This window comes from Streptomyces sp. NPDC005004 (assembly GCF_053600675.1).
Genome location: NZ_JBSGAH010000013.1, coordinates 55,616 through 77,389, shown reverse-complemented (window position 1 = coordinate 77,389; position 21,774 = coordinate 55,616). Strand labels below are relative to the sequence as shown.

Below are 21,774 nucleotides of genomic sequence, written 5' to 3'. Positions count from 1 at the left end.
CCGGCGGGTGGCCTGTCCGCATCCAGCGCTACCGAAATTGCGCAGATGACGACGCGGACCGCCACCACCGGAGGGTCAGGACCTGGCGACCGTCGCCTTGTCGATCACGACCGTCGCGTTCGGGGCGCCGTCGCCCATGCCCGTGCTCTCGCCGGCCTTCGCGATCTTGTCGAGCACCTTCAGGCCCGCCTTGTCGATCGTGCCGAACGGGGTGTAGTCGGGCGGCAGCGGGCTGTCCTTGTAGACCAGGAAGAACTGGCTGCCGCCGGTGTGACGGCCCTGCTTGGTCTGCGCGTTGTACTGGTTGGCCATCGCCACCGTGCCCGCCGGGTACGTGTTGCCCTTCAGGCTCTTGTCCTTCAGGTTCTCGTCCGGGAGCGTGTAGCCCGGACCGCCGCTGCCGGTGCCCGTCGGGTCGCCGCACTGCAGCACGTAGATCCCGTTGGTCGTCAGACGGTGGCACTTCGTGTGGTCGAAGTAGCCCTTGTTCGCGAGGAAGTCGAACGAGTTCACCGTGTGCGGGGCCGCCGTGTTCAGCGCGATGCCGATGTCACCGCAGGTGGTGGCCAGCTTCATCGTGTACTTCGCCGACGTCTCGATCGACATCGCCGGCTCCTTCTTCCACTGGAGCTTCTTCACCGCGCCCTTGGCGGGCTTCTCGCACGGGTCCGGCGCCTTCTTGCCGGGGCTCGCGGACGGGGTGACCTCGGAGCCCGCGTTCACCTTCTTGTCGTCGTCGCCCTTCATCGCCCCGGTCGTGTACAGGGCGACGCTGCCGATCACGACCACGCCGAGGACCGACGCGATCACGGAGTTGCGCGTCCTGGCCTTGCGCCGTGCGCTGGTGCGCCGCTGCTGCTGCCGCAAGAACTTCTCCCGGGCGAGCTGACGCCGCCGCTGCTCCTGGCTGACCACCGGGTTCTCTCCTCATGCGTGTCGTGTGCCGGCCGACGCGCGGGCGCGCGACGGGCCGACAGGCGCGTGTAGCCCCGTACCGTATATGGGTTCGCTGAGGAATCGGCAGCGCCGGTAGGCTCTGGACCACGGGCCGACCGCCCGCGAGCCCTCCCGTACCGACACAAACGAAGGACGATCGTGCTCATTGCCGGGTTCCCCGCCGGGGCCTGGGGGACGAACTGTTACGTCGTCGCCCCCGCCGCCGGTGAGGAGTGCGTGATCATCGACCCGGGCCATCAGGCCGCCCAAGGAGTCGAGGAGACGCTGCGCAAGCATCGGCTGAAGCCCACCGCCGTCGTCCTCACGCACGGCCACATCGACCACGTCGCCTCGGTCGTCCCCGTGTGCGGCGCGCACGACGTGCCGGCCTGGATCCACCCCGACGACCGCTACATGCTGAGCGACCCCGAGAAGGCGCTCGGCCGGTCCATCGGGATGCCGCTCATGGGCGAGCTGACCGTGGGGGAGCCGGACGACGTCCGGGAGCTGACCGACGGGGCGAAGCTGCACCTGGCCGGGATGGAGTTCTCCGTCGCGCACGCGCCGGGCCATACCAGGGGGTCGGTGACCTTCGAGATGCCCGAGAAGACCGACATCCCGCCGGTCTTCTTCTCCGGGGATCTGCTGTTCGCCGGCTCCATCGGACGCACCGACCTGCCGGGCGGCTCCATGGAGGACATGCTCGGGTCGCTGGCACGCGTGTGCCTGCCGCTCGACGACTCCACCGTGGTGCTCTCCGGCCACGGCCCCCAGACGACCATCGGCCAGGAACGCGCCACCAACCCCTATCTGCGGCAGGTGGCCGCCGGCCAGGGAGCCGACCAGGCTCCCCGACGAGGAATGTGACGAGAGAGCCTCTTTCCGTGAGCACCTTCAAGGCCCCCAAGGGCACGTACGACCTGATCCCGCCGCAGTCCGCCACGTACCTCGCCGTGCGCGAGGCCATCGCCGCCCCCCTGCGCAACTCGGGCTACGGCTACATCGAGACCCCCGGCTTCGAGAACGTCGAGCTGTTCGCGCGCGGTGTCGGCGAGTCCACCGACATCGTCACCAAGGAGATGTACGCCTTCGAGACCAAGGGCGGCGACCGGCTCGCCCTGCGTCCCGAGGGCACCGCCTCCGTGCTGCGCGCCGCCCTGGAGGCCAACCTGCACAAGGCGGGCAACCTCCCGGTCAAGCTCTGGTACTCCGGCTCGTACTACCGCTACGAGCGCCCCCAGAAGGGCCGTTACCGCCACTTCTCCCAGGTCGGCGCCGAGGCGATCGGTGCCGAGGACCCGGCGCTCGACGCCGAGCTGATCATCCTCGCCGACCAGGCGTACCGCTCGCTGGGCCTCAGGAACTTCCGCATCCTGCTGAACTCCCTCGGCGACAAGGAGTGCCGTCCGGTCTACCGGGCCGCCCTCCAGGACTTCCTGCGCGGCCTCGACCTCGACGAGGACACCCTGCGCCGCGCCGAGATCAACCCGCTGCGCGTCCTGGACGACAAGCGTGCCGACGTCCAGAAGCAGCTCACCGACGCGCCGCTGCTGCGCGACTACCTGTGCGACGCCTGCAAGGCGTACCACGAGGAGGTCCGCGAGCTGATCACCGCGGCGGGCGTCGCCTTCGAGGACGACGCCAAGCTGGTGCGCGGCCTGGACTACTACACCCGCACCACCTTCGAGTTCGTCCACGACGGCCTCGGCTCGCAGTCCGCGGTCGGCGGCGGCGGCCGCTACGACGGTCTCTCCGAGATGATCGGCGGCCCCGCGCTGCCGTCCGTCGGCTGGGCGCTCGGCGTGGACCGCACCGTCCTCGCCCTGGAGGCCGAGGGTGTGGAACTGGACATCCCGTCCTCGACCAGCGTCTACGCCGTCCCGCTCGGCGAGGAGGCCCGCCGCCTGCTGTTCGCCAAGGTCACCGAGCTGCGCAAGGTCGGCGTCGCCGCCGACTTCTGCTACGGCGCCAAGGGCCTGAAGGCCGCCATGAAGGCCGCCAACCGCTCCGGCGCCCGCTACGCCCTCGTCCTCGGCGAGCGCGACATCACCGACGGCGTCGTCCAGCTCAAGGACATGGAGACCGGCGACCAGACCCCCATCGGCCTCACCGAGGTCGTCGCGGAACTGGAGTCCCGGCTCGGCTGAGCCCGCGGTCCACGCGACGGGCCGGGCGGCACGATGCCGCCCGGCCCGTCACTCTTCGTTCTCCTGTGCCCCCGCCGGCCCCGGAACCGGCCGGAAACCCGCCCCTCGCGAGGGCCGAAGGTCCTTACTTATCCACAGCGAACGGTGCGCGGGCGCACCCGTGCGGCACAATGGCCCCTGCCCGAAGAAGGTCCCTTCTCAAGCAGACGGAATCGGCGTGATGAGCAAGACGACAGTCACCGACGTCTCCACCGTGCCCGAGCCGGAGCACGCCGCCACCCCAGCCGGAGCCGCCGGCTCCAGCCGCGCCTTCGCCGTGCTGCTGCTGATCACCGGCGCCGCAGGCCTGCTCGCCGCGTGGGTCATCACGATCGACAAGTTCAAGCTCCTCGAGGCCAAGGTCGCGGGCAAGACCTTCACCCCCGGGTGCAGCCTCAACCCGGTGGTCTCCTGCGGCAGCGTCATGGAGAGCAAGCAGGCCGCCGCCTTCGGCTTCCCCAACCCGATGCTCGGCCTGGTCTGCTACGGCATCGTCATCTGCGTCGGCATGAGCCTGCTGGCCCGCGCCCGCTTCCCGCGCTGGTACTGGCTGACCTTCAACTTCGGCACCCTCTTCGGCGTCGCCTTCTGTTCCTGGCTGCAGTTCCAGTCCCTGTACCGGATCAACGCGCTGTGCCTGTGGTGCTCGCTGGCCTGGGTCGCCACCATCGTCATGTTCTGGTACGTCACGTCCTTCAACGTCCGCAACGGTTTCCTGCCGGGCGGCCGCGCGCTGAAGAGCTTCTTCGGCGAGTTCACCTGGATCCTGCCGGTGCTGCACATCGGCATCATCGGGATGCTGATCCTGACCCGCTGGTGGACCTTCTGGACGAGCTGACCTCCGGTGCCCCGGGCGCCCGGCAGGGCGGCCCGGACCCGATTGTCAGTGGGGTGTCTTAGGGTTTCAGCGTGGAAGCCGACCTGTTCACCGCCGCTGCAGAAGAACGCCAGGAGAAGGACCCGACCAGCAGTCCTCTCGCGGTGCGGATGCGTCCGCGCACGCTGGACGAGGTGGTGGGCCAGCGGCATCTGCTGAAGCCCGGCTCACCCCTGCGGCGCCTGGTCGAGGGCGGCGGCGGCCCGGCGGGACCCTCCTCGGTCGTGCTCTGGGGCCCGCCCGGCACCGGCAAGACCACCCTCGCCCACGTCGTCTCGCGCGCCACCGACAAGCGGTTCGTGGAACTCAGCGCGATCAGCGCGGGCGTCAAGGAGGTCCGCGCGGTCATCGACGGCGCCCGCCGCGCCGCCGGAGGCTTCGGCAAGGAGACCGTCCTCTTCCTGGACGAGATCCACCGCTTCAGCAAGGCCCAGCAGGACTCCCTGCTCCCGGCCGTCGAGAACCGCTGGGTCACCCTGATCGCCGCCACCACCGAGAACCCGTACTTCTCGGTGATCTCCCCGCTGCTCTCCCGCTCCCTCCTGCTCACCCTCGAACCGCTCACCGACGACGACCTGCGCCATCTGGTGCGCCGCACCCTCGCCGACGAGCGCGGTCTCGGGGACGCCCTCACGCTTCCCGACGAGGCCGAGGAGCACCTGCTCCGCATCGCCGGAGGCGACGCCCGCCGTATCCTGACCGCCCTGGAGGCCGCGGCCGGCGCCGCGCTCGACAAGGGCGAGTCGGAGATCACCCTCCAGACCCTGGAGGCGACCGTCGACCGCGCGGCCGTGAAGTACGACCGCGACGGCGACCAGCACTACGACGTGGCGAGCGCGCTGATCAAGTCCATCCGCGGCTCCGACGTGGACGCGGCCCTGCACTACCTGGCCCGCATGATCGAGGCCGGCGAGGACCCCCGCTTCATCGCCCGCCGCCTGATGATCTCCGCCAGCGAGGACATCGGCGTCGCCGACCCGAACGCGCTGCCCATAGCCGTCGCCGCCGCCCAGGCCGTCGCGATGATCGGCTTCCCGGAGGCGGCGCTCACCCTCAGCCACGCCACCATCGCCCTCGCCCTCGCCCCCAAGTCCAACGCGGCGACCCGGGCGATCCAGGGGGCCATGGCCGACGTGCGCAAGGGCCTGGCCGGACCGGTCCCCTCCCACCTGCGGGACGGCCACTACAAGGGCGCCGAGAAGCTCGGCCACGCCAAGGGGTACATCTATCCGCACGACCAGCCGGACGCCATCGCCGCCCAGCAGTACGCCCCGGACGCCCTCAAGGACCGCGAGTACTACACCCCGACCCGCAACGGCGCCGAGGCGCGGTACGCGGACGCCGTCGAGTGGACCAGGAAGCACCTCGGTCGCAAGCGGTCCTGACCGCCCTGTAGACTGCCCCGAAGTGCTGAGTCCCGTGTCCGGCCCCTCGCCAAGAGGAACCGGCTCACCAGAGCGGGACATCCAGCCGGAGATCCAGCCCTCGGGCGGGGTTCTCCAGGAGCGTCGCGCACCGTCGAAGGTGTCGCGGGCAGCCCACCACCCTCCGGCAGCGCCCGGAACCGGTCGGTGGGCCACTCGCGTGCTGCACGTATGTGCCCAGACCAGGGAACGGCTGCCCACCCGGCCCGGCAACGGACCAGGAGGGTTTCCCCGGCTGCGGATTGCGACCTCCCCTAACCCTGGTGAAGCCGTATTCGCACAGATAAAACGAGGTGTTTGGTTCATGGCGAACCAGTCCCGCCCCAAGGTCAAGAAGTCGCGTGCCCTCGGCATCGCGCTGACCCCGAAGGCCGTCAAGTACTTCGAGGCCCGCCCCTACCCGCCGGGCGAGCACGGCCGCGGCCGCAAGCAGAACTCGGACTACAAGGTCCGTCTGCTCGAGAAGCAGCGTCTGCGCGCGCAGTACGACGTGTCCGAGCGCCAGCTCGTCCGCGCCTACGAGCGTGCCGCCAAGGTCCAGGGCAAGACCGGCGAGGCCCTGATCATCGAGCTGGAGCGTCGTCTCGACGCCCTGGTCCTGCGTTCGGGCATCGCCCGCACGATCTACCAGGCCCGCCAGATGGTCGTCCACGGCCACATCCAGGTCAACGGCCAGAAGGTCGACAAGCCGTCCTTCCGTGTCCGTCCGGACGACGTCGTGCAGGTCCGCGACCGCTCCAAGGACAAGACGCTCTTCCAGGTCGCGCGTGAGGGTGGCTTCGCCCCCGACGGCGAGACCCCGCGTTACCTCCAGGTGAACCTCAAGGCCCTGGCGTTCCGCCTGGACCGCGAGCCGAACCGCAAGGAGATCCCGGTGATCTGCGACGAGCAGCTCGTCGTCGAGTACTACGCCCGCTGATCCCAGCCCCGGCGCAGGCACTCAGGCCCGTCGTCCCCTCGCCCTTTCCGGGCGGGCGGGGCGGCGGGTTCGCGCGTTCCCGGGCCGCGTGTCCCAGGACCGCGTGCCCGGACGGCATTCCCGGACCGCCCGAGCGCCCGGGGAAGCCGCCGGGCGGCCCCGGGTAATCCGGTACAGAGCCCCGCCGTCGGCGCGATAGGCTCGGTGCACGACTTTTCCGATGCTCAGGCATGTTTCAGGGAGCGGGTGCGCACAGTGTCCGGTGGAGAGGTGGCCGGAATCCTGGTGGCCGTCTTCTGGGCGATCCTGGTCTCCTTCCTCGCGGTGGCACTGGCGAGGCTGGCCCAGACCCTCAAGGCGACGACCAAGCTCGTGGCGGACGTGACCGACCAGGCCGTCCCGCTGCTCGCCGACGCGTCCGCGGCCGTCCGGTCCGCGCAGACCCAGATCGACCGGGTGGACGCGATCGCGACCGACGTCCAGGAGGTCACCTCCAACGCCTCGGCGCTCTCCTCCACCGTCGCCTCCACCTTCGGCGGCCCCCTGGTCAAGGTCGCGGCCTTCGGCTACGGCGTCCGCCAGGCCCTCGGCGGCCGCAAGGAGACCGCGCCCGCGAAGCCGTCGAAGCGCACGGTGATCGTCGGCCGGACGGTCCCGGGCAGCCGGCGGGGCAAGCGAAAGTAAGGACTGAGACCAGCGATGTTCCGCCGTACGTTCTGGTTCACCACGGGTGTCGCCGCCGGTGTGTGGGCCACCACCAAGGTCAACCGCAAGCTGAAGCAGCTCACCCCGGAGAGCCTCGCCGCGACGGCGGCCAACAAGGCCCTGGAGACCGGAGCGCGCCTGAAGGACCGCGCGGTCGGCTTCGCGCTCGACGTCCGCGACAACATGGCACAGCGGGAGAGCGAGCTGGAGGAGGCGCTCGGCATCCACGAGAGCCCCGGCCTGCCCCCGGCCCGGCGGTACACCGCCATCGAGAACCACCGCACCGAGAACGACCGCAGCACACTGAAGTACATCGAGAACACGACGTACTCGTACAACCGGAATGAGGACCACTGATGGAGTCGGCCGAGATTCGCCGCCGCTGGCTGAGCTTCTTCGAGGAGCGCGGGCACACCGTCGTCCCTTCGGCGTCGCTCATCGCGGACGACCCGACTCTGCTCCTCGTCCCCGCCGGCATGGTGCCCTTCAAGCCCTACTTCCTGGGTGAGGTCAAGCCGCCCTTCCCGCGCGCCACCAGCGTGCAGAAGTGCGTGCGCACGCCCGACATCGAAGAGGTCGGCAAGACCACCCGCCACGGCACGTTCTTCCAGATGTGCGGCAACTTCTCCTTCGGCGACTACTTCAAGGAAGGCGCCATCAAGTTCGCCTGGGAGCTGCTCACCAGCCCCCAGGACAAGGGCGGCTACGGCCTCGACCCCGAACGCCTGTGGATCACCGTCTACAAGGACGACGACGAGGCCGAGCGCATCTGGCACGATGTCGTCGGCGTGCCCAAGGAGCGCATCCAGCGCCTGGGCATGAAGGACAACTACTGGTCCATGGGCGTCCCCGGCCCCTGCGGCCCCTGCTCCGAGATCAACTACGACCGCGGCCCCGAGTTCGGCGTCGAGGGCGGCCCCGCCGTGAACGACGAGCGGTACGTCGAGATCTGGAACCTCGTCTTCATGCAGTACGAGCGGGGCGAGGGCATCGGCAAGGACAACTTCGAGATCCTCGGGGACCTGCCGAGCCAGAACATCGACACGGGCCTCGGCCTGGAGCGTCTCGCCATGATTCTGCAGGGCGTGCAGAACATGTACGAGATCGACACCTCCATGGCCGTCATCAAGAAGGCCACCGAGCTGACCGGTGTCGAGTACGGCGCCGCCCAGCAGTCCGACGTCTCGCTGCGCGTGGTCACCGACCACATGCGCACCTCCGTGATGCTCATCGGCGACGGCGTCACCCCGGGCAACGAGGGCCGCGGCTACGTGCTGCGCCGCATCATGCGCCGCGCCATCCGCAACATGCGCCTGCTGGGTGCCACGGGTCCGGTCGTCAAGCCGCTGATCGACACCGTGATCGAGATGATGGGGCAGCAGTACCCCGAGCTGATCACCGACCGCGAGCGCATCGAGAAGGTCGCCCTCGCCGAGGAGGCCGCCTTCCTCAAGACGCTGAAGGCCGGCACCAACATCCTCGACACCGCCGTCACCGAGACCAAGCAGGCCGGTGGCTCGGTCCTCTCCGGCGACAAGGCGTTCCTGCTCCACGACACCTGGGGTTTCCCGATCGACCTCACCCTCGAGATGGCCGCCGAACAGGGCCTCTCGGTGGACGAGGAGGGCTTCCGCCGCCTGATGAAGGAGCAGCGGGAGCGCGCCAAGGCCGACGCCCAGGCCAAGAAGACCGGTCACGCCGACCTCGGCGCCTACCGTGAGATCGCGGACGCCGCCGGTGCCACCGACTTCATCGGCTACAGCGACACCGAGGGCGAGTCCACGATCGTCGGCATCCTCGTCGACGGCGTCTCCTCCCCGGCCGCCACCGAGGGCGACGAGGTCGAGATCGTCCTCGACCGCACCCCGTTCTACGCCGAGGGCGGCGGCCAGATCGGCGACACCGGCCGCATCAAGGTGGACTCCGGTGCCGTCATCGACGTCCGCGACACCCAGAAGCCGGTCCCGGGCGTCTACGTCCACAAGGGCACCGTCCAGGTCGGCGAGGTCACCGTCGGCGCCAAGGCCCACGCCTCCGTGGACCGGCTGCGCCGCAAGGCCATCGCCCGCGCCCACTCGGCCACCCACCTGACCCACCAGGCGCTGCGCGACGCCCTCGGCCCGACGGCCGCCCAGGCCGGTTCCGAGAACCAGCCCGGCCGCTTCCGCTTCGACTTCGGCTCCCCGTCCGCCGTTCCGACGGCCGTGATGACCGACGTCGAGCAGAAGATCAACGAGGTGCTCGCCCGCGACCTCGACGTCCACGCCGAGGTCATGGGCATCGACGAGGCCAAGAAGCAGGGCGCCATCGCGGAGTTCGGCGAGAAGTACGGCGAGCGCGTGCGCGTCGTGACCATCGGCGACTTCTCCAAGGAGCTGTGCGGCGGCACCCACGTGCACAACACCGCCCAGCTCGGTCTGGTGAAGCTGCTCGGCGAGTCCTCCATCGGCTCCGGTGTGCGCCGTATCGAGGCCCTGGTCGGCGTCGACGCCTACAACTTCCTCGCCCGCGAGCACACGGTCGTCAACCAGCTCACCGAGCTGCTGAAGGGCCGCTCGGAGGAGCTGCCGGAGAAGGTCTCCGCGATGCTCGGCAAGCTGAAGGACGCCGAGAAGGAGATCGAGAAGTTCCGCGCGGAGAAGGTCCTCCAGGCCGCCGCCGGTCTCGCCGGCTCCGCCAAGGACGTGCGCGGGGTCGCCGTGGTCACCGGCCAGGTCCCGGACGGCACGACGCCGGACGACCTGCGCAAGCTGGTCCTGGACGTGCGCGGGCGCATCCAGGGCGGCCGGCCCGCCGTCGTCGCCCTGTTCACCGTGAACAACGGCAAGCCGCTGACCGTCATCGCCACCAACGAAGCCGCCCGTGAGCGCGGTCTCAAGGCCGGCGAGCTGGTCCGTACCGCCGCCAAGACCCTCGGCGGCGGCGGTGGCGGCAAGCCGGACGTCGCCCAGGGCGGTGGCCAGAACCCGGCCGCCGTCGGCGAGGCCGTCGACGCGGTCGAGCGGCTCGTCGCCGACACGGCCAAGTAGGGCATCGCTCATGCGCAGAGGACGACGACTCGCGATCGACGTCGGGGACGCCCGGATCGGGGTCGCCTCGTGCGACCCCGACGGGATCCTCGCCACTCCGGTGGAGACGGTGCCCGGCCGGGACGTACCGGCCGCGCACCGGCGCCTGCGGCAGCTGGTGGAGGAGTACGAGCCGATCGAGGTCGTCGTCGGTCTCCCTCGCTCCCTCAAGGGGGGCGAGGGGCCGGCCGCGGTCAAGGTGCGCGCGTTCGCCCAGGAACTGGCCCGGGGCATCAAGCCGGTGCCGGTCCGCCTGGTGGACGAGCGGATGACCACGGTGACGGCCAGTCAGGGACTCCGGGCCTCCGGCGTGAAGTCCAAGAAGGGCCGCTCCGTGATCGACCAGGCGGCCGCCGTCATCATCCTGCAGCAGGCCCTGGAATCCGAACGGGTGTCAGGCGGACCACCCGGCGAGGGCGTCGAAGTGGTCATCTGATCGCGATACGGTAACGTTCCGCGCGATGCGGTGGTTTCGAACAGTCACCGCACAGAAAGAGGCGGAACGGCGCCGGTACGGGAGCCGCGCGACCGCCATGGCCTCGCGGCTCTAGGGGATCGATGACTGAGTATGGCCGGGGCCCAGGCTCCGAACCGTGGCATCCGGAGGACCCGTTGTACGGGGACGGCGGATGGGGAGGACAGCAGGCCCACCCGGGTCAGTCCCCCTACGGCGGCCAGCCGCAGCAGCAGTACCCGCAGCAGCCGCAGCAGCAGTACGGTGACTGGTCCCAGGGCCAGCAGCAGCCGGGCTATGGCGAGCAGTACCCCCAGCACCCGCAGCACCCGCAGCACTACGACGGTCAGGGCGGCGCCCACTACGACCAGCAGTTCGCCGGTCAGCACCACCACCAGCAGCACCCGCAGCATCCGCAGCACCAGGGCGGCGGCTGGGACGCCACGGGCACCCACGGCCAGGTGCCCTACGCCGCCGACCCCGGCGACCCCTACGGGCAGCACCCCGTGGCCTACGGCGGCGAGCAGCCCGACCTCTACGGCACCGAGGACGCCTACCCGCCCCCGCAGCCTCCCGGCCACCGCACCGCCGAGCCCGTCGCCGACCCCGAGCCGGACTGGGAGCAGGGCGAGGAGCCGGACGAGCACCCCCTGGCCGCCGGGAGCGGCGAGGACGACGACACCGAGGACGAGCCCGCGACGGCGAGCCGCGCGGACCGGCGCGGCAAGGGCCGCAAGCCCGTCAAGAAGAAGAAAGGGCGCACAGGTTGCGCCCTGATGGTCGTCATCGTCGTGTTCGGTGGCGGCCTCGGCGGCGTCGGCTATCTCGGCTACACCTTCTACCAAAATCGTTTCGCCCCGCCCGCGGACTACGCGGGCAGCGGCAACGGCGAGACGGTGATCGTGCAGGTCCCGAAGGGCGCGGGCGGCGCCGACATCGGCCGGTTGCTCAAGGACAAGGGGGTCGTCGAGAGCGTCGACGCCTTCGTCTCGGCCCAGCTCGCCAATCCCCAGGGCAAGTCGCTCCAGGACGGCGTCTACACGCTCCAGAAGCACATGTCGGCCGCCAGCGCGGTCGAACTGATGCTCAGCCCGAAGAGCCGCAGCAACCTGATCATCACCGAGGGCTCGCGCAACACGCGGGTCTACCAGCAGATCGACGACCGTCTCAAGGTGCCGAAGGGCACCACCTTCAAGGTCGCGAAGAAGGACTACAAGTCCCTCGGCCTGCCCGCCTGGGCCCTCGGCCACCCCAACCTCAAGGACCCGCTGGAAGGATTCCTCTTCCCCTCCAGCTACCCCGTCACCAAGGGCCAGAAGCCCAAGGACGTACTGAAGTCGATGGTCGCCCAGGCCAACGAGCGCTACACCCAGTACAACCTGACGAAGAAGGCAAAGGAGCTGGGTCTCGACAACTCCTACCAGCTCCTCACGGTCGCGAGCCTGGTCCAGGCGGAGGGCAAGACGCACGACGACTTCCGCAGGATGGCGGAGGTGGTCTACAACCGTCTCAAGCCCGACAACACCGAGACGAACCGGCTGCTCCAGTTCGACTCGACGTACAACTACTACAAGGGCACGAGCAACATCCACATCTCTCAGACAGAGATCAACAAGGACAACAACCCGTACAACACGTACATCAACAAGGGCCTGCCGCCCGGCCCGATCGACAACCCGGGCGACGAGGCGCTGAAGGCGGCGCTCGACCCGACGCACGAGGGCTGGTACTACTTCGTGGCGACCGACGGCGTCAACAACACCGAGTTCGCCCGGACCTACGACGACTTCCTCAAGCTCAAGGAAAAGTTCAATGCCGCCACGGGCAACTGAACCTTTTTCATTCTGTCGCGGTGGGGTGAAGGCGTGAGGGCAACGGGGTGGGGTGACGAGGTGAGGCTCCTGAGTTGCGGGTGGTGTTCTCTGCGCGCCACGGCATCGTTCGAGGAGCCTCGCTGGTCCTGTGGCGTGCCACGGTTAACATCCCACATGAGCTGATTGCGCGTTTTTTGGCTTATGTGTACTCGAAAGAATGAACACTGTACACGGTGTAGGAGGCTGGGCTGCCTCAACCAGGCGTTGCTCGCGCTGGTGCACTTGAGCAAGAAAGGAGAAACTGCCCGCCCAGACGACTGGCTTCGGCGTCTCGGTGACCACCGCCGGGTGCTACGTTGGCGAGGCTTTGGATGTATTCACATTTTCCGGGCAGCGGGTTTGCCTGAATCTCGGTCTGGATCGCCGAGTGCGGCTTCGTCATCGTCGACGGCACCCTCATTTCCATCGACCGTGTCCATGTGGACGAGCTGTCCCAAAGCGTAAGAAGCGCAGCATGGCATGGACGTAATACGTTATGGCCCGGCATGGCCCGGCCGGACGGCACGCCACTCTGGTTCTCTGGGCTACGCTGAGATGCATACACGCGACCTGACCGCCGCCTGCGGCATCATCTAAGCCGTGCCTCACGGGGTAACCCCTCGTGCTCGCAGACGGGGATATATCGGGGTGACGGAGTAACCGTTCGTACCACCTGCTACCGCCACCGTGAGCAATCCGCTCATTAGGAGTTCAATCGTGATGAGTCGGCCTGGGATCACGGAGGGGGCGCCTTCGCGTAGCTGAAGACCTGGCGGTTGCCCCGACAGGCCAGCTCCACCCGCCGTATCGGCGCCATCGGTCAAGTCATCCGCACGCTGATGATCTGTAGCTATTCAGAGATGAGAGCGGCTCACAGAGCTCCGTCGGGTTTGTGGCTATGTCTCTGAACGGCTCCGTCCTGCTGCGATGAGCAGGGTGATCAGAATGTCAGCGTGTCTAGAGAATCCGGCAATGCACATCGTAGAGATCAAAAGTGTGCAGAGGGGACGTCAGACGTCCCCTCTGCACACTAGATGAGGAATTAGTTAATCCCAGGCCGTGCATGAGTACAAGAGGGTATCCTTCTCGAATACGCCAACCTGAACTCCCGTGTCTCTTATGCCCTTGTCGGAGTCTTGCGCGGACGTGTGCCAGGTGTAACTGGTGTTAGCGCCATCGGACCAGTGATGCCAAGTCCAATTGCGGCGATCCCCGTTACTGTCATGAGTTGTGAGTCGAACTGCTACGTGATGACCGTCCGCAGCCAGGTCGTTAACGGAAAGATCTACATCGACGACCCCGGTAATGCCGCTCTCCCATGAAGCGTACGAGGTACCGTAAGCGCCAACAGTGCCACCAGAAGAAGCGTAGCATTCTGAGAAGTCAGCAGCTTGTGCTGTTCCTGTGGGAGCTATGATCCCCGCCAGGAGGAAACTTGCAAGGATTAGCATGGAGCGTTTTCTCATTTTGTTCCTCATTCTTGAAAGTCCAGTTACGCGGGTTACGAAAATGCGAGGTGGAAGATAATTCTTCCATGGTTTTTGTATTACTGTCAATGGCGTGGCGATCGGTATCGTGATATCTATCAAATATCCGATTTAGGCAACTGACGTGGAGGCGTTGTGGTTGGTGACAGGATTAATAGGGCCGCCGTTCTCGGCAAACCCATCGCCCACTCGCTCTCGCCCGTGCTGCACCGCGCGGCCTATGCCGCGCTCGGGCTCGACGGGTGGTCCTACGACCGGTTCGAGGTGGACGAGGACGGGCTGCCCGCCTTCGTCGAGAAGCTCGGACCGGAGTGGGCGGGGCTTTCCCTGACCATGCCGCTCAAGCGGGCCGTCATCCCGCTGCTCGACGGGATCAGCGAGACCGCCGCCTCGGTGGACGCCGTCAACACGGTCGTGTGCACCGAGGACGGCCGCCGCCTCGGCGACAACACCGACATCCCCGGCATGGTCGCCGCGCTGCGCGAGCACGGCATCGAGGAGGTGGAGTCCGCCGCGATCCTGGGCGCCGGCGCCACCGCGTCCTCCGCCCTGGCCGCCCTGGCCCGGGTCTGCGCCGGCGAGGTCACCGCGTACGTGCGCAGCGCCGCCCGCGCCGACGAGATGCGGCAGTGGGGCGAGCGGCTCGACGTCGAGGTCCGCATCGCCGCCTGGGCGGAGGCGGCCGACGCGCTGCACGCCCCGCTGGTGATCGCCACCACCCCGGCGGGCGCCACCGACGCCCTCGCGAGCGCCGTGCCCGAGCGCCCCGCCACGCTCTTCGACGTGCTCTACGACCCCTGGCCGACCGAGCTGGCCGCCCGCTGGTCCATGTTCGGCGGCGCCGTGGTCGGCGGCCTGGACCTGCTCGTCCACCAGGCCGTGCTCCAGGTCGAGGCCATGACCGGGCGCTCCCCGGCCCCGCTGGAGGCCATGCGGCACGCGGGCGAACAGGCCCTCGCCGCCCGCTGAGCAGCCCGGTCGCACCCCCGTTCCCGTGCCCCGCGCCGGTCCCGGTATCCGGACCGAGGACCGGATTCGTCCCCCGGCGTGGGAGGATCGGAGGTGGCGGACCGGAATCGCGCACCCGGTCGTGCCGCCGCCGTACGCGCGCATCTGTGTACGCGGCGCAGTACCGGGCGCGAACACTGAGGAGCACCGTTGAGCAGGCTGCGTTGGCTGACCGCGGGGGAGTCCCACGGCCCCGCACTCGTCGCGACGCTGGAGGGACTTCCCGCCGGCGTGCCGATCACCACCGAGATGGTGGCGGATCATCTGGCGCGGCGGCGGCTCGGCTATGGACGCGGCGCGCGGATGAAGTTCGAGCGGGACGAGGTCACCTTCCTGGGCGGTGTCCGGCACGGTCTGACGCTGGGTTCCCCGGTGGCGGTCATGGTGGGCAACACCGAGTGGCCGAAGTGGGAGCAGGTCATGGCGGCCGACCCGGTGGACGAGGAGGTCCTGGCGGGCCTGGCGCGCAACGCGCCGCTGACCCGCCCGCGTCCCGGCCACGCCGACCTCGCCGGTATGCAGAAGTACGGCTTCGACGAGGCGCGGCCGATCCTGGAGCGTGCCTCGGCGCGTGAGACGGCGGCGCGGGTGGCGCTGGGCGCGGTGGCGCGGTCGTACCTGAAGGAGACGGCCGGGATCGAGATCGTCTCCCACGTGGTGGAGCTCGCGGCGGCGAAGGCGCCGTACGGCGTCTACCCGACTCCGGCGGACGTGGAGCGGCTGGACGCGGACCCGGTGCGCTGCCTCGACGCGGACGCGTCGAAGGCGATGGTCGCGGAGATCGACCAGGCCCACAAGGACGGCGACACGCTCGGCGGTGTGGTCGAGGTGCTGGCCTACGGCGTGCCGGTCGGGCTCGGCTCGCACGTGCACTGGGACCGCAGGCTGGACGCCCGTCTGGCGGCCGCGCTCATGGGCATCCAGGCGATCAAGGGTGTCGAGGTCGGCGACGGCTTCGATCTGGCGCGGGTGCCGGGTTCGAAGGCGCACGACGAGATCGTCCGGACCGAGGACGGCATCCGTCGCGTCACCGGCCGCTCCGGCGGTACCGAGGGCGGTCTGACCACGGGCGAGCTGCTGCGGGTGCGGGCGGCGATGAAGCCGATCGCGACCGTGCCGCGCGCCCTGCGGACGGTGGACGTCGCCACGGGCGAGGCCACGCAGGCGCACCACCAGCGCTCGGACGTGTGCGCGGTCCCGGCGGCGGGCATCGTGGCGGAGGCCATGGTGGCGCTGGTCCTGGCGGACGCGGTGGCGGAGAAGTTCGGCGGCGACAGCGTGGCGGAGACCCGCCGCAACGTCCGGTCGTACCTCGACAACCTGACGATCGGATGAGCGGTATGCCGGTCGTGGTCCTGGTCGGCCCGATGGGCGTGGGCAAGTCCACCGTCGGACGGCTGCTGGCCGAGCACCTGGGCGCGGCCTTCCGGGACACCGACGACGACATCGTGACCGAGCAGGGCCGCGCGATCGCGGACATCTTCGTGGACGACGGCGAGGAGGTCTTCCGCGCGCTGGAGAAGCGCGCGGTGGCCGAGGCGGTCGCCGGGCACACGGGTGTCCTCGCCCTGGGCGGCGGCGCGGTCCTTGACGCGGACACGCGGGCGCTGCTGGCCGGGCAGCGGGTGGTCTACCTCTCGATGGACGTCGAGGAGGCGGTGCGCCGCACCGGTCTGAACGCGGCGCGCCCACTGCTCGCGGTCAACCCGCGCAAGCAGTGGCGGGAGCTGATGGAGGCCCGCCGCCATCTGTACGAGGAGGTCGCCGCGGTGGTCGTGGCGACGGACGGGCGCGGCCCCGACGAGGTCGCCCAAGCCGTCCTGGACGCACTGGAGTTGAAGGAAGCATGAGCGAGGCAGTCACCCGCGTCCAGGTCGCCGGGACGGCCGGCACCGCCCCCTACGAGGTCCTGGTGGGCCGCCAACTCCTCGGTGAGCTGGCCGGGTTGATCGGCGCCAAGGCGAAGCGGGTCGCGGTGATCCACCCTGAGGCGCTGGCGGAGACCGGGGACGCGCTGCGTGCCGACCTGGCCGGGCAGGGCTTCGAGGCCGTCGCCATCCAGGTGCCCAACGCGGAGGAGGCCAAGACCGCCGAGGTCGCCGCCTACTGCTGGAAGGCGCTCGGGCAGTCCGGCTTCACCCGCTCCGACGTCATCGTGGGCGTCGGCGGCGGCGCCACCACCGACCTGGCCGGATTCGTCGCGGCGACCTGGCTGCGCGGGGTCCGCTGGATCGCGATCCCCACCACCGTGCTGGCCATGGTGGACGCGGCGGTCGGCGGCAAGACCGGCATCAACACCGCCGAGGGCAAGAACCTCGTCGGCGCCTTCCACCCCCCGGCCGGCGTCCTGTGCGACCTGGCCGCCCTGGACTCCCTCCCGGTCCACGACTACGTCTCCGGGCTCGCGGAGGTCATCAAGGCCGGCTTCATCGCCGACCCGGTGATCCTCGACCTGATCGAGTCCGACCCGCAGGCCGCCCGCACCCCGGCGGGACCGCACACCGCCGAGTTGATCGAGCGCTCGATCCGGGTCAAGGCCGACGTGGTCTCCTCCGACCTCAAGGAGGAGGGGCGCCGGGAGATCCTCAACTACGGGCACACCCTCGGCCACGCCATCGAGAAGAACGAGCGGTACAAGTGGCGGCACGGCGCGGCCGTCGCCGTCGGTATGCACTTCGCCGCCGAACTCGGCCGTCTGGCGGGCCGGTTGGACGACGCCACCGCCGACCGCCACCGCGCGGTCCTGGAGTCCGTCGGTCTGCCCCTGCACTACCGCTACGACCAGTGGCCCAAGCTGGTCGAGGCCATGAAGGTCGACAAGAAGTCCCGGGGCGACCTGCTCCGCTTCATCGTCCTGGACGGTCTCGCCCGCCCCACGGTCCTGGAGGGCCCGGACCCCGCCGTCCTCCTCGCCGCCTACGGTGAAGTGGGCCAGTAGATCCCGACACCGCCCCCTCTGCCCGATTCCCTTGACGGGCTGGGCACTTGCTCCCGCCCCCGGCCGTTTCACCAAACGACGGCCGGGGGCGGTACGGTTCGCTACAGTGCGGGCTTCGTACCCGCCTTCCGGCGCTGAACGCGTGTACGAGATGGAGTGGCAACGGATGCAGCACGCAGTGGGATCTCCGCTGCCGCCGCCCCACCCACCGGGGCAGGGACCGCAGACCGGCTGGGCACCGGCCGCGCACCATCCGGGCCCGCCCCCGGCGGCACCCCAGGGCCCCCCGCCCGGTTATCCCACGGCGGGCGCTCCCATGCCACCGGGCGCCATGCCGCCCGTACCCCCGCCGCCCCCGACCGCGCCACCCGTCGCCGGTACGTACGGGCCGCACGGCTCCGAGGCCACCGGCCATGTGCCGCTGCCGCCCGGCGCCCCCGTCGGCGCGCCGCCCGCCGCCGCGCCCGACCCCTCGGCCACCACCCTCGCCGTGCTGCTCATCGGCCCGGCGGGCGCGGGCAAGACCAGCGTGGCCAAGTACTGGGCGGACCACCGCCGGGTGCCCACCGCCCACATCAGCCTCGACGACGTGCGCGAGTGGGTGCGCTCGGGCTTCGCCGATCCGCAGACCGGCTGGAACGACAACTCCGAGGCGCAGTACCGCCTGGCCCGGCGCACCTGCGGCTTCGCCGCCCGCAACTTCCTCGCCAACGGGATCTCCTGCATCCTCGACGACGCGGTCTTCCCGGACCGGCCCGTGGTCGGCCTCGGCGGCTGGAAGCGCCACGTCGGCCCCGGCCTGCTGCCCGTCGTCCTGCTCCCGGGCCTGGACATCGTCCTGGAGCGCAACGCCGAGCGCAGCGGCAACCGACGCCTCACCGACGAGGAGGTCGCCCGCATCCACGGCCGCATGGCCGGCTGGTACGGCTCCGGCCTGCCGATCATCGACAACTCCCAACTGGACGTCCCCGGCACCGCCCGCGTCCTGGACGAGGTCCTGACCCGAGCCATCGCCAGCCCGCCGAGCTGGTAACGGCTGGGGCGGCGCCACTCGACCGGCACCCGCGGACGCCACGCAGCCCTGGCCATCGCCGACCGGACGCGACGAGGCGCCCCATGGCACCGGCGTTCGGGCGCGACGAGACGGCCACCGACACCCGGATGGGGTGCGACGATCGCCCCCTGACACCGGCGTTCGGGCGCGACGAGACGGCCACCGACACCGGCGGCCGGGCGGTGCGAGGTGCCCAGCCACAGCGGCGGCCGGGCGGTGCGAGCGCGCCGGGACAGCAGCGGCGGGCAGCCGCGGACGCCTCTCGTCCCCGCTGGCCCGGAGCCCGCGGGGGACCCGTTCACCGGCACTCCCCTCCAGGGCGAGCACCCCCCAGCAGCGGATGCCTTACGGCGCCACCGCTCCGACGGCTGCGGGCACTGCCACGGCAGGTTGCCGAACGCCGGTCGGGCCGGGTGGCCCCGCCCCCTGGCCGGGAGGCCGGGCGCCGGCCGCGCGCCCGTCGGAGATTCCCGCCCCGACGACGGGAGCGGGACGGCCACCGCGACTGCCGGAGGCTCTCCGCGTCTCGGCCGGGTGGCCGGGTGTTCACCGGGAACCGGCGGAGGCTTCCCGCACCCCCGCCGGGCGCCGGCCGTTCACCGCGAACCGCCGGAGGCTCCCCGCACCCCACTCGGACCCCGCCGAACGGCGAGAGACGGGCAGAGCTCCTACGCTCGTCTCATGTCAGAGGTGTACGCGACCCGCCGATCCCGGCTGAGGGATCGCTGCAACGCGGCCGGTACCGCGGCAGCGCTCATCTCCCGCCCCGCCAACGTGCGCTACCTCGCGGGAGCCGCACCCCAGGGAGCGGTCCTGCTGCTCGGCAGGCGCGAGGACCAGCTCGTCTGTCCCGTCCCGCCGGAGGACCGGCCGGGGGAGGGGCGCCCCGACGACTCCCTGGCCCTGCACGTGCTGCCCTCGGCCGGGGGCGACCCCGCCGTGGCCGCCGCCGGGCTCGCGGGCGGCGAGGGCACCGACGCCCTGGCCGTGGAGGAGCACCACCTCACCGTCGCCCGGTACCGCGCACTCGGCTCGGTCGCCCCCGGACTGCGCCTCGCGGACCTCGGCACCGCCGTCGAGCAGCTCAGGGTCGTCAAGGACGAGGAGGAGATCTCCTGTCTGCGCATCGGCGCGGAGATCGCCGACCAGGCCCTGGGCGAGCTGCTCGAGTCGATCCTGGTCGGCCGCACCGAACGGCACCTCGCCCTGGAGCTGGAGCGGCGCCTTGTCGACCACGGCGCCGAGGGCCCCGCCTTCCCGACCTCCGTCGCGACCGGGCCCAACTCCGGCCGCTGCGGCCACCGGCCCACCGACCGGCGGGTGGAGGAGGGCGACTTCCTCTCCGTCTGCCTCGGCGCGACCTACCGCGGCTACCGCTGCGAGATCGGCCGCACCTTCGTCATCGGCACCTCGCCCGCCGACTGGCAGGTCGAGCTGTACGACCTCGTGTTCGCCGCCCAACGGGCCGGGCGCGAGGCCCTGGTGCCCGGCGCCGCCTACCGCGATGTGGACCGCGCGGCCCGTCAGGTGCTGGACTCCGCGGGGTACGCGGACGCCCTGCCACCGGTCACCGGACACGGGGTCGGACTCGAAATCGACGAGGACCCGCAGCTCGCCCCTTCAGCCATGGGTAAACTGGACGCTTGCGTGCCGGTCACCGTCGAACCCGGGGTTCACCTCCCGGGCCGGGGCGGCGTCCGGATCGATGACACGCTCGTCGTGCGCCCAGAGGCGGACGGCGGACCCGAGCTACTCACCATCACGACCAAGGAGCTGCTCGCGCTTTAACGGTGCGTGCCCCGGGGTCGTCCACGTCAGTCCAGGAGATTCCGCAACCGTGGCTTCCACGAACGACCTCAAGAACGGCATGGTGCTCAAGCTCGATGGCGGCCAGCTGTGGTCCGTCGTCGAGTTCCAGCACGTCAAGCCCGGCAAGGGCCCGGCCTTCGTGCGCACCAAGCTGAAGAACGTGCTCTCCGGCAAGGTGGTCGACAAGACCTTCAACGCCGGCGTCAAGGTCGAGACCGCCACTGTCGACAAGAGCGACATGCAGTTCTCGTACATGGACGGCGACTACTTCGTCTTCATGGACATGGAGACCTACGACCAGCTCCACATCGACCGGAAGACCGTCGGCGACGCGGCCAACTTCCTGATCGAGGGCTTCGAGGCCACCGTGGCCCGCCACGAGGGCGAGGTGCTCTTCGTCGAGCTGCCGGCCGCCGTCGAGCTGGTCATCAAGGAGACCGAGCCCGGCGTCCAGGGCGACCGCTCCACCGGCGGCACCAAGCCCGCCACGCTGGAGACCGGCCACCAGATCCAGGTCCCGCTCTTCATCACGACCGGCGAGAAGATCAAGGTCGACACCCGCACGAGCGACTACCTCGGCCGGGTGAACAGCTAACCGTGGCTGCCCGCAACACGGCCCGCAAGCGCGCGTTCCAGATCCTCTTCGAGGGCGACCAGCGCGGCGCCGACGTTCTCACGGTCCTCGCGGACTGGGTCAGGCTCTCCCGGTCCGACACCCGGCAGCCTCCGGTCAGCGAGTACACGATGCAGCTCGTCGAGGGCTACGCGGACCACGCGTCGCGCATCGACGAGCTGATCGCCCAGTACGCGGTGGGCTGGACGCTGGACCGGATGCCGGTCGTCGACCGCAACCTGCTCCGGCTCGGCGCGTACGAGCTGATCTGGGTGGACGACACGCCCGACGCGGTGGTCCTGGACGAGATGGTGCAGCTTGCCAAGGAGTTCTCGACGGACGAGTCGCCGGCGTTCGTGAACGGCCTGCTGGGCCGCTTCAAGGAGCTGAAGCCGAGCCTGCGGCGCGATCAGTCGTAAAACAGCGCCCAAGGGGCGTGGGTG

The 21,774-nt window shown here is 70.0% G+C and carries 19 protein-coding genes and 1 pseudogene; 19 read left to right on the top strand and 1 reads right to left on the bottom strand.

The features are described from left to right. Positions 1-75: 75 nt before the first annotated feature. Positions 76-915: a peptidylprolyl isomerase gene (locus tag ACWEEU_RS20015; protein ID WP_385751371.1), complete on the bottom strand. Its 840-nt coding sequence runs from the start codon at positions 913-915 to the stop codon at positions 76-78. A 180-nt stretch (positions 916-1,095) separates the two neighbouring features. Here ACWEEU_RS20015 and ACWEEU_RS20010 point away from each other — a divergent pair, with 180 nt between their 5' ends. The 19 genes and pseudogenes from ACWEEU_RS20010 to nusB all read left to right on the top strand — a co-directional run bounded on the left by ACWEEU_RS20010 (position 1,096) and on the right by nusB (position 21,750). Continuing rightward, on the top strand, positions 1,096-1,803 hold the full coding sequence (locus tag ACWEEU_RS20010; RefSeq protein ID WP_385751369.1) for an MBL fold metallo-hydrolase: 708 nt from the start codon (positions 1,096-1,098) through the stop codon (positions 1,801-1,803). 17 nt (positions 1,804-1,820) lie between these two features. Continuing rightward, a complete protein-coding gene (gene hisS / locus ACWEEU_RS20005) occupies positions 1,821-3,083 on the top strand; it encodes a histidine--tRNA ligase (RefSeq protein WP_451733955.1) in 1,263 nt (420 codons plus the stop codon). A gap of 220 nt (positions 3,084-3,303) precedes the next feature. Beyond that, positions 3,304-3,960 carry a vitamin K epoxide reductase family protein gene (locus ACWEEU_RS20000; RefSeq protein WP_451733953.1) on the top strand — a complete coding sequence of 219 codons (657 nt, stop codon included), beginning with the start codon at positions 3,304-3,306 and terminating at the stop codon, positions 3,958-3,960. Positions 3,961-4,031: 71 nt separating this feature from the next. Beyond that, entirely contained in the window at positions 4,032-5,384 is a 1,353-nt protein-coding gene (locus ACWEEU_RS19995; RefSeq protein WP_451733951.1) for a replication-associated recombination protein A, read from the top strand. 343 nt (positions 5,385-5,727) lie between these two features. Continuing rightward, positions 5,728-6,342 (top strand): 30S ribosomal protein S4, encoded by a 615-nt coding sequence (gene rpsD, locus ACWEEU_RS19990; RefSeq protein WP_199588428.1) that lies wholly within the window; start codon positions 5,728-5,730, stop codon positions 6,340-6,342. Between the two features lie 246 nt (positions 6,343-6,588). Then, positions 6,589-7,026: a DUF948 domain-containing protein gene (locus tag ACWEEU_RS19985; protein ID WP_385751129.1), complete on the top strand. Its 438-nt coding sequence runs from the start codon at positions 6,589-6,591 to the stop codon at positions 7,024-7,026. Between the two features lie 15 nt (positions 7,027-7,041). Next, positions 7,042-7,404, top strand: a complete 363-nt coding sequence (locus ACWEEU_RS19980) for a hypothetical protein (RefSeq protein WP_385751127.1) — start codon at positions 7,042-7,044, stop codon at positions 7,402-7,404. After that, a complete protein-coding gene (gene alaS, locus ACWEEU_RS19975) occupies positions 7,404-10,076 on the top strand; it encodes an alanine--tRNA ligase (protein ID WP_451733948.1) in 2,673 nt (890 codons plus the stop codon). Before ACWEEU_RS19980 ends, alaS begins: the two co-directional genes overlap by 1 nt. Before the next feature lie 10 nt (positions 10,077-10,086). Next, positions 10,087-10,551: a Holliday junction resolvase RuvX gene (gene ruvX, locus ACWEEU_RS19970; protein ID WP_242489007.1), complete on the top strand. Its 465-nt coding sequence runs from the start codon at positions 10,087-10,089 to the stop codon at positions 10,549-10,551. Between the two features lie 122 nt (positions 10,552-10,673). Next, entirely contained in the window at positions 10,674-12,401 is a 1,728-nt protein-coding gene (gene mltG / locus ACWEEU_RS19965) for an endolytic transglycosylase MltG (protein WP_451733946.1), read from the top strand. Positions 12,402-12,481: 80 nt separating this feature from the next. After that, positions 12,482-13,330, top strand: a pseudogene (locus tag ACWEEU_RS19960) (IS5/IS1182 family transposase). A 714-nt stretch (positions 13,331-14,044) separates the two neighbouring features. After that, positions 14,045-14,878 (top strand): shikimate dehydrogenase, encoded by an 834-nt coding sequence (locus ACWEEU_RS19955; RefSeq protein WP_451733944.1) that lies wholly within the window; start codon positions 14,045-14,047, stop codon positions 14,876-14,878. 189 nt (positions 14,879-15,067) lie between these two features. Beyond that, entirely contained in the window at positions 15,068-16,252 is a 1,185-nt protein-coding gene (gene aroC / locus ACWEEU_RS19950; protein ID WP_385749087.1) for a chorismate synthase, read from the top strand. Next, positions 16,249-16,767: a shikimate kinase gene (locus ACWEEU_RS19945; protein ID WP_385749089.1), complete on the top strand. Its 519-nt coding sequence runs from the start codon at positions 16,249-16,251 to the stop codon at positions 16,765-16,767. Before aroC ends, ACWEEU_RS19945 begins: the two co-directional genes overlap by 4 nt. Next, positions 16,764-17,855 (top strand): 3-dehydroquinate synthase, encoded by a 1,092-nt coding sequence (gene aroB, locus ACWEEU_RS19940; protein WP_451733941.1) that lies wholly within the window; start codon positions 16,764-16,766, stop codon positions 17,853-17,855. The genes ACWEEU_RS19945 and aroB overlap by 4 nt, the downstream gene beginning before the upstream one ends. A 166-nt stretch (positions 17,856-18,021) precedes the next feature. Further along, positions 18,022-18,888 carry a Pro-rich N-terminal domain-containing protein gene (locus ACWEEU_RS19935; protein ID WP_385749095.1) on the top strand — a complete coding sequence of 289 codons (867 nt, stop codon included), beginning with the start codon at positions 18,022-18,024 and terminating at the stop codon, positions 18,886-18,888. A 702-nt stretch (positions 18,889-19,590) separates the two neighbouring features. Further along, a complete protein-coding gene (locus tag ACWEEU_RS19930) occupies positions 19,591-20,697 on the top strand; it encodes an aminopeptidase P family protein (RefSeq protein WP_451733939.1) in 1,107 nt (368 codons plus the stop codon). Between the two features lie 49 nt (positions 20,698-20,746). After that, the gene (gene efp / locus ACWEEU_RS19925) at positions 20,747-21,313 is read left to right on the top strand and encodes an elongation factor P (protein ID WP_385749100.1); all 567 of its coding nucleotides are present in this window, start codon (positions 20,747-20,749) and stop codon (positions 21,311-21,313) included. Positions 21,314-21,315: 2 nt separating this feature from the next. Continuing rightward, positions 21,316-21,750: a transcription antitermination factor NusB gene (gene nusB / locus ACWEEU_RS19920; RefSeq protein WP_385749103.1), complete on the top strand. Its 435-nt coding sequence runs from the start codon at positions 21,316-21,318 to the stop codon at positions 21,748-21,750. The last annotated feature ends 24 nt before the right edge of the window (positions 21,751-21,774 follow it).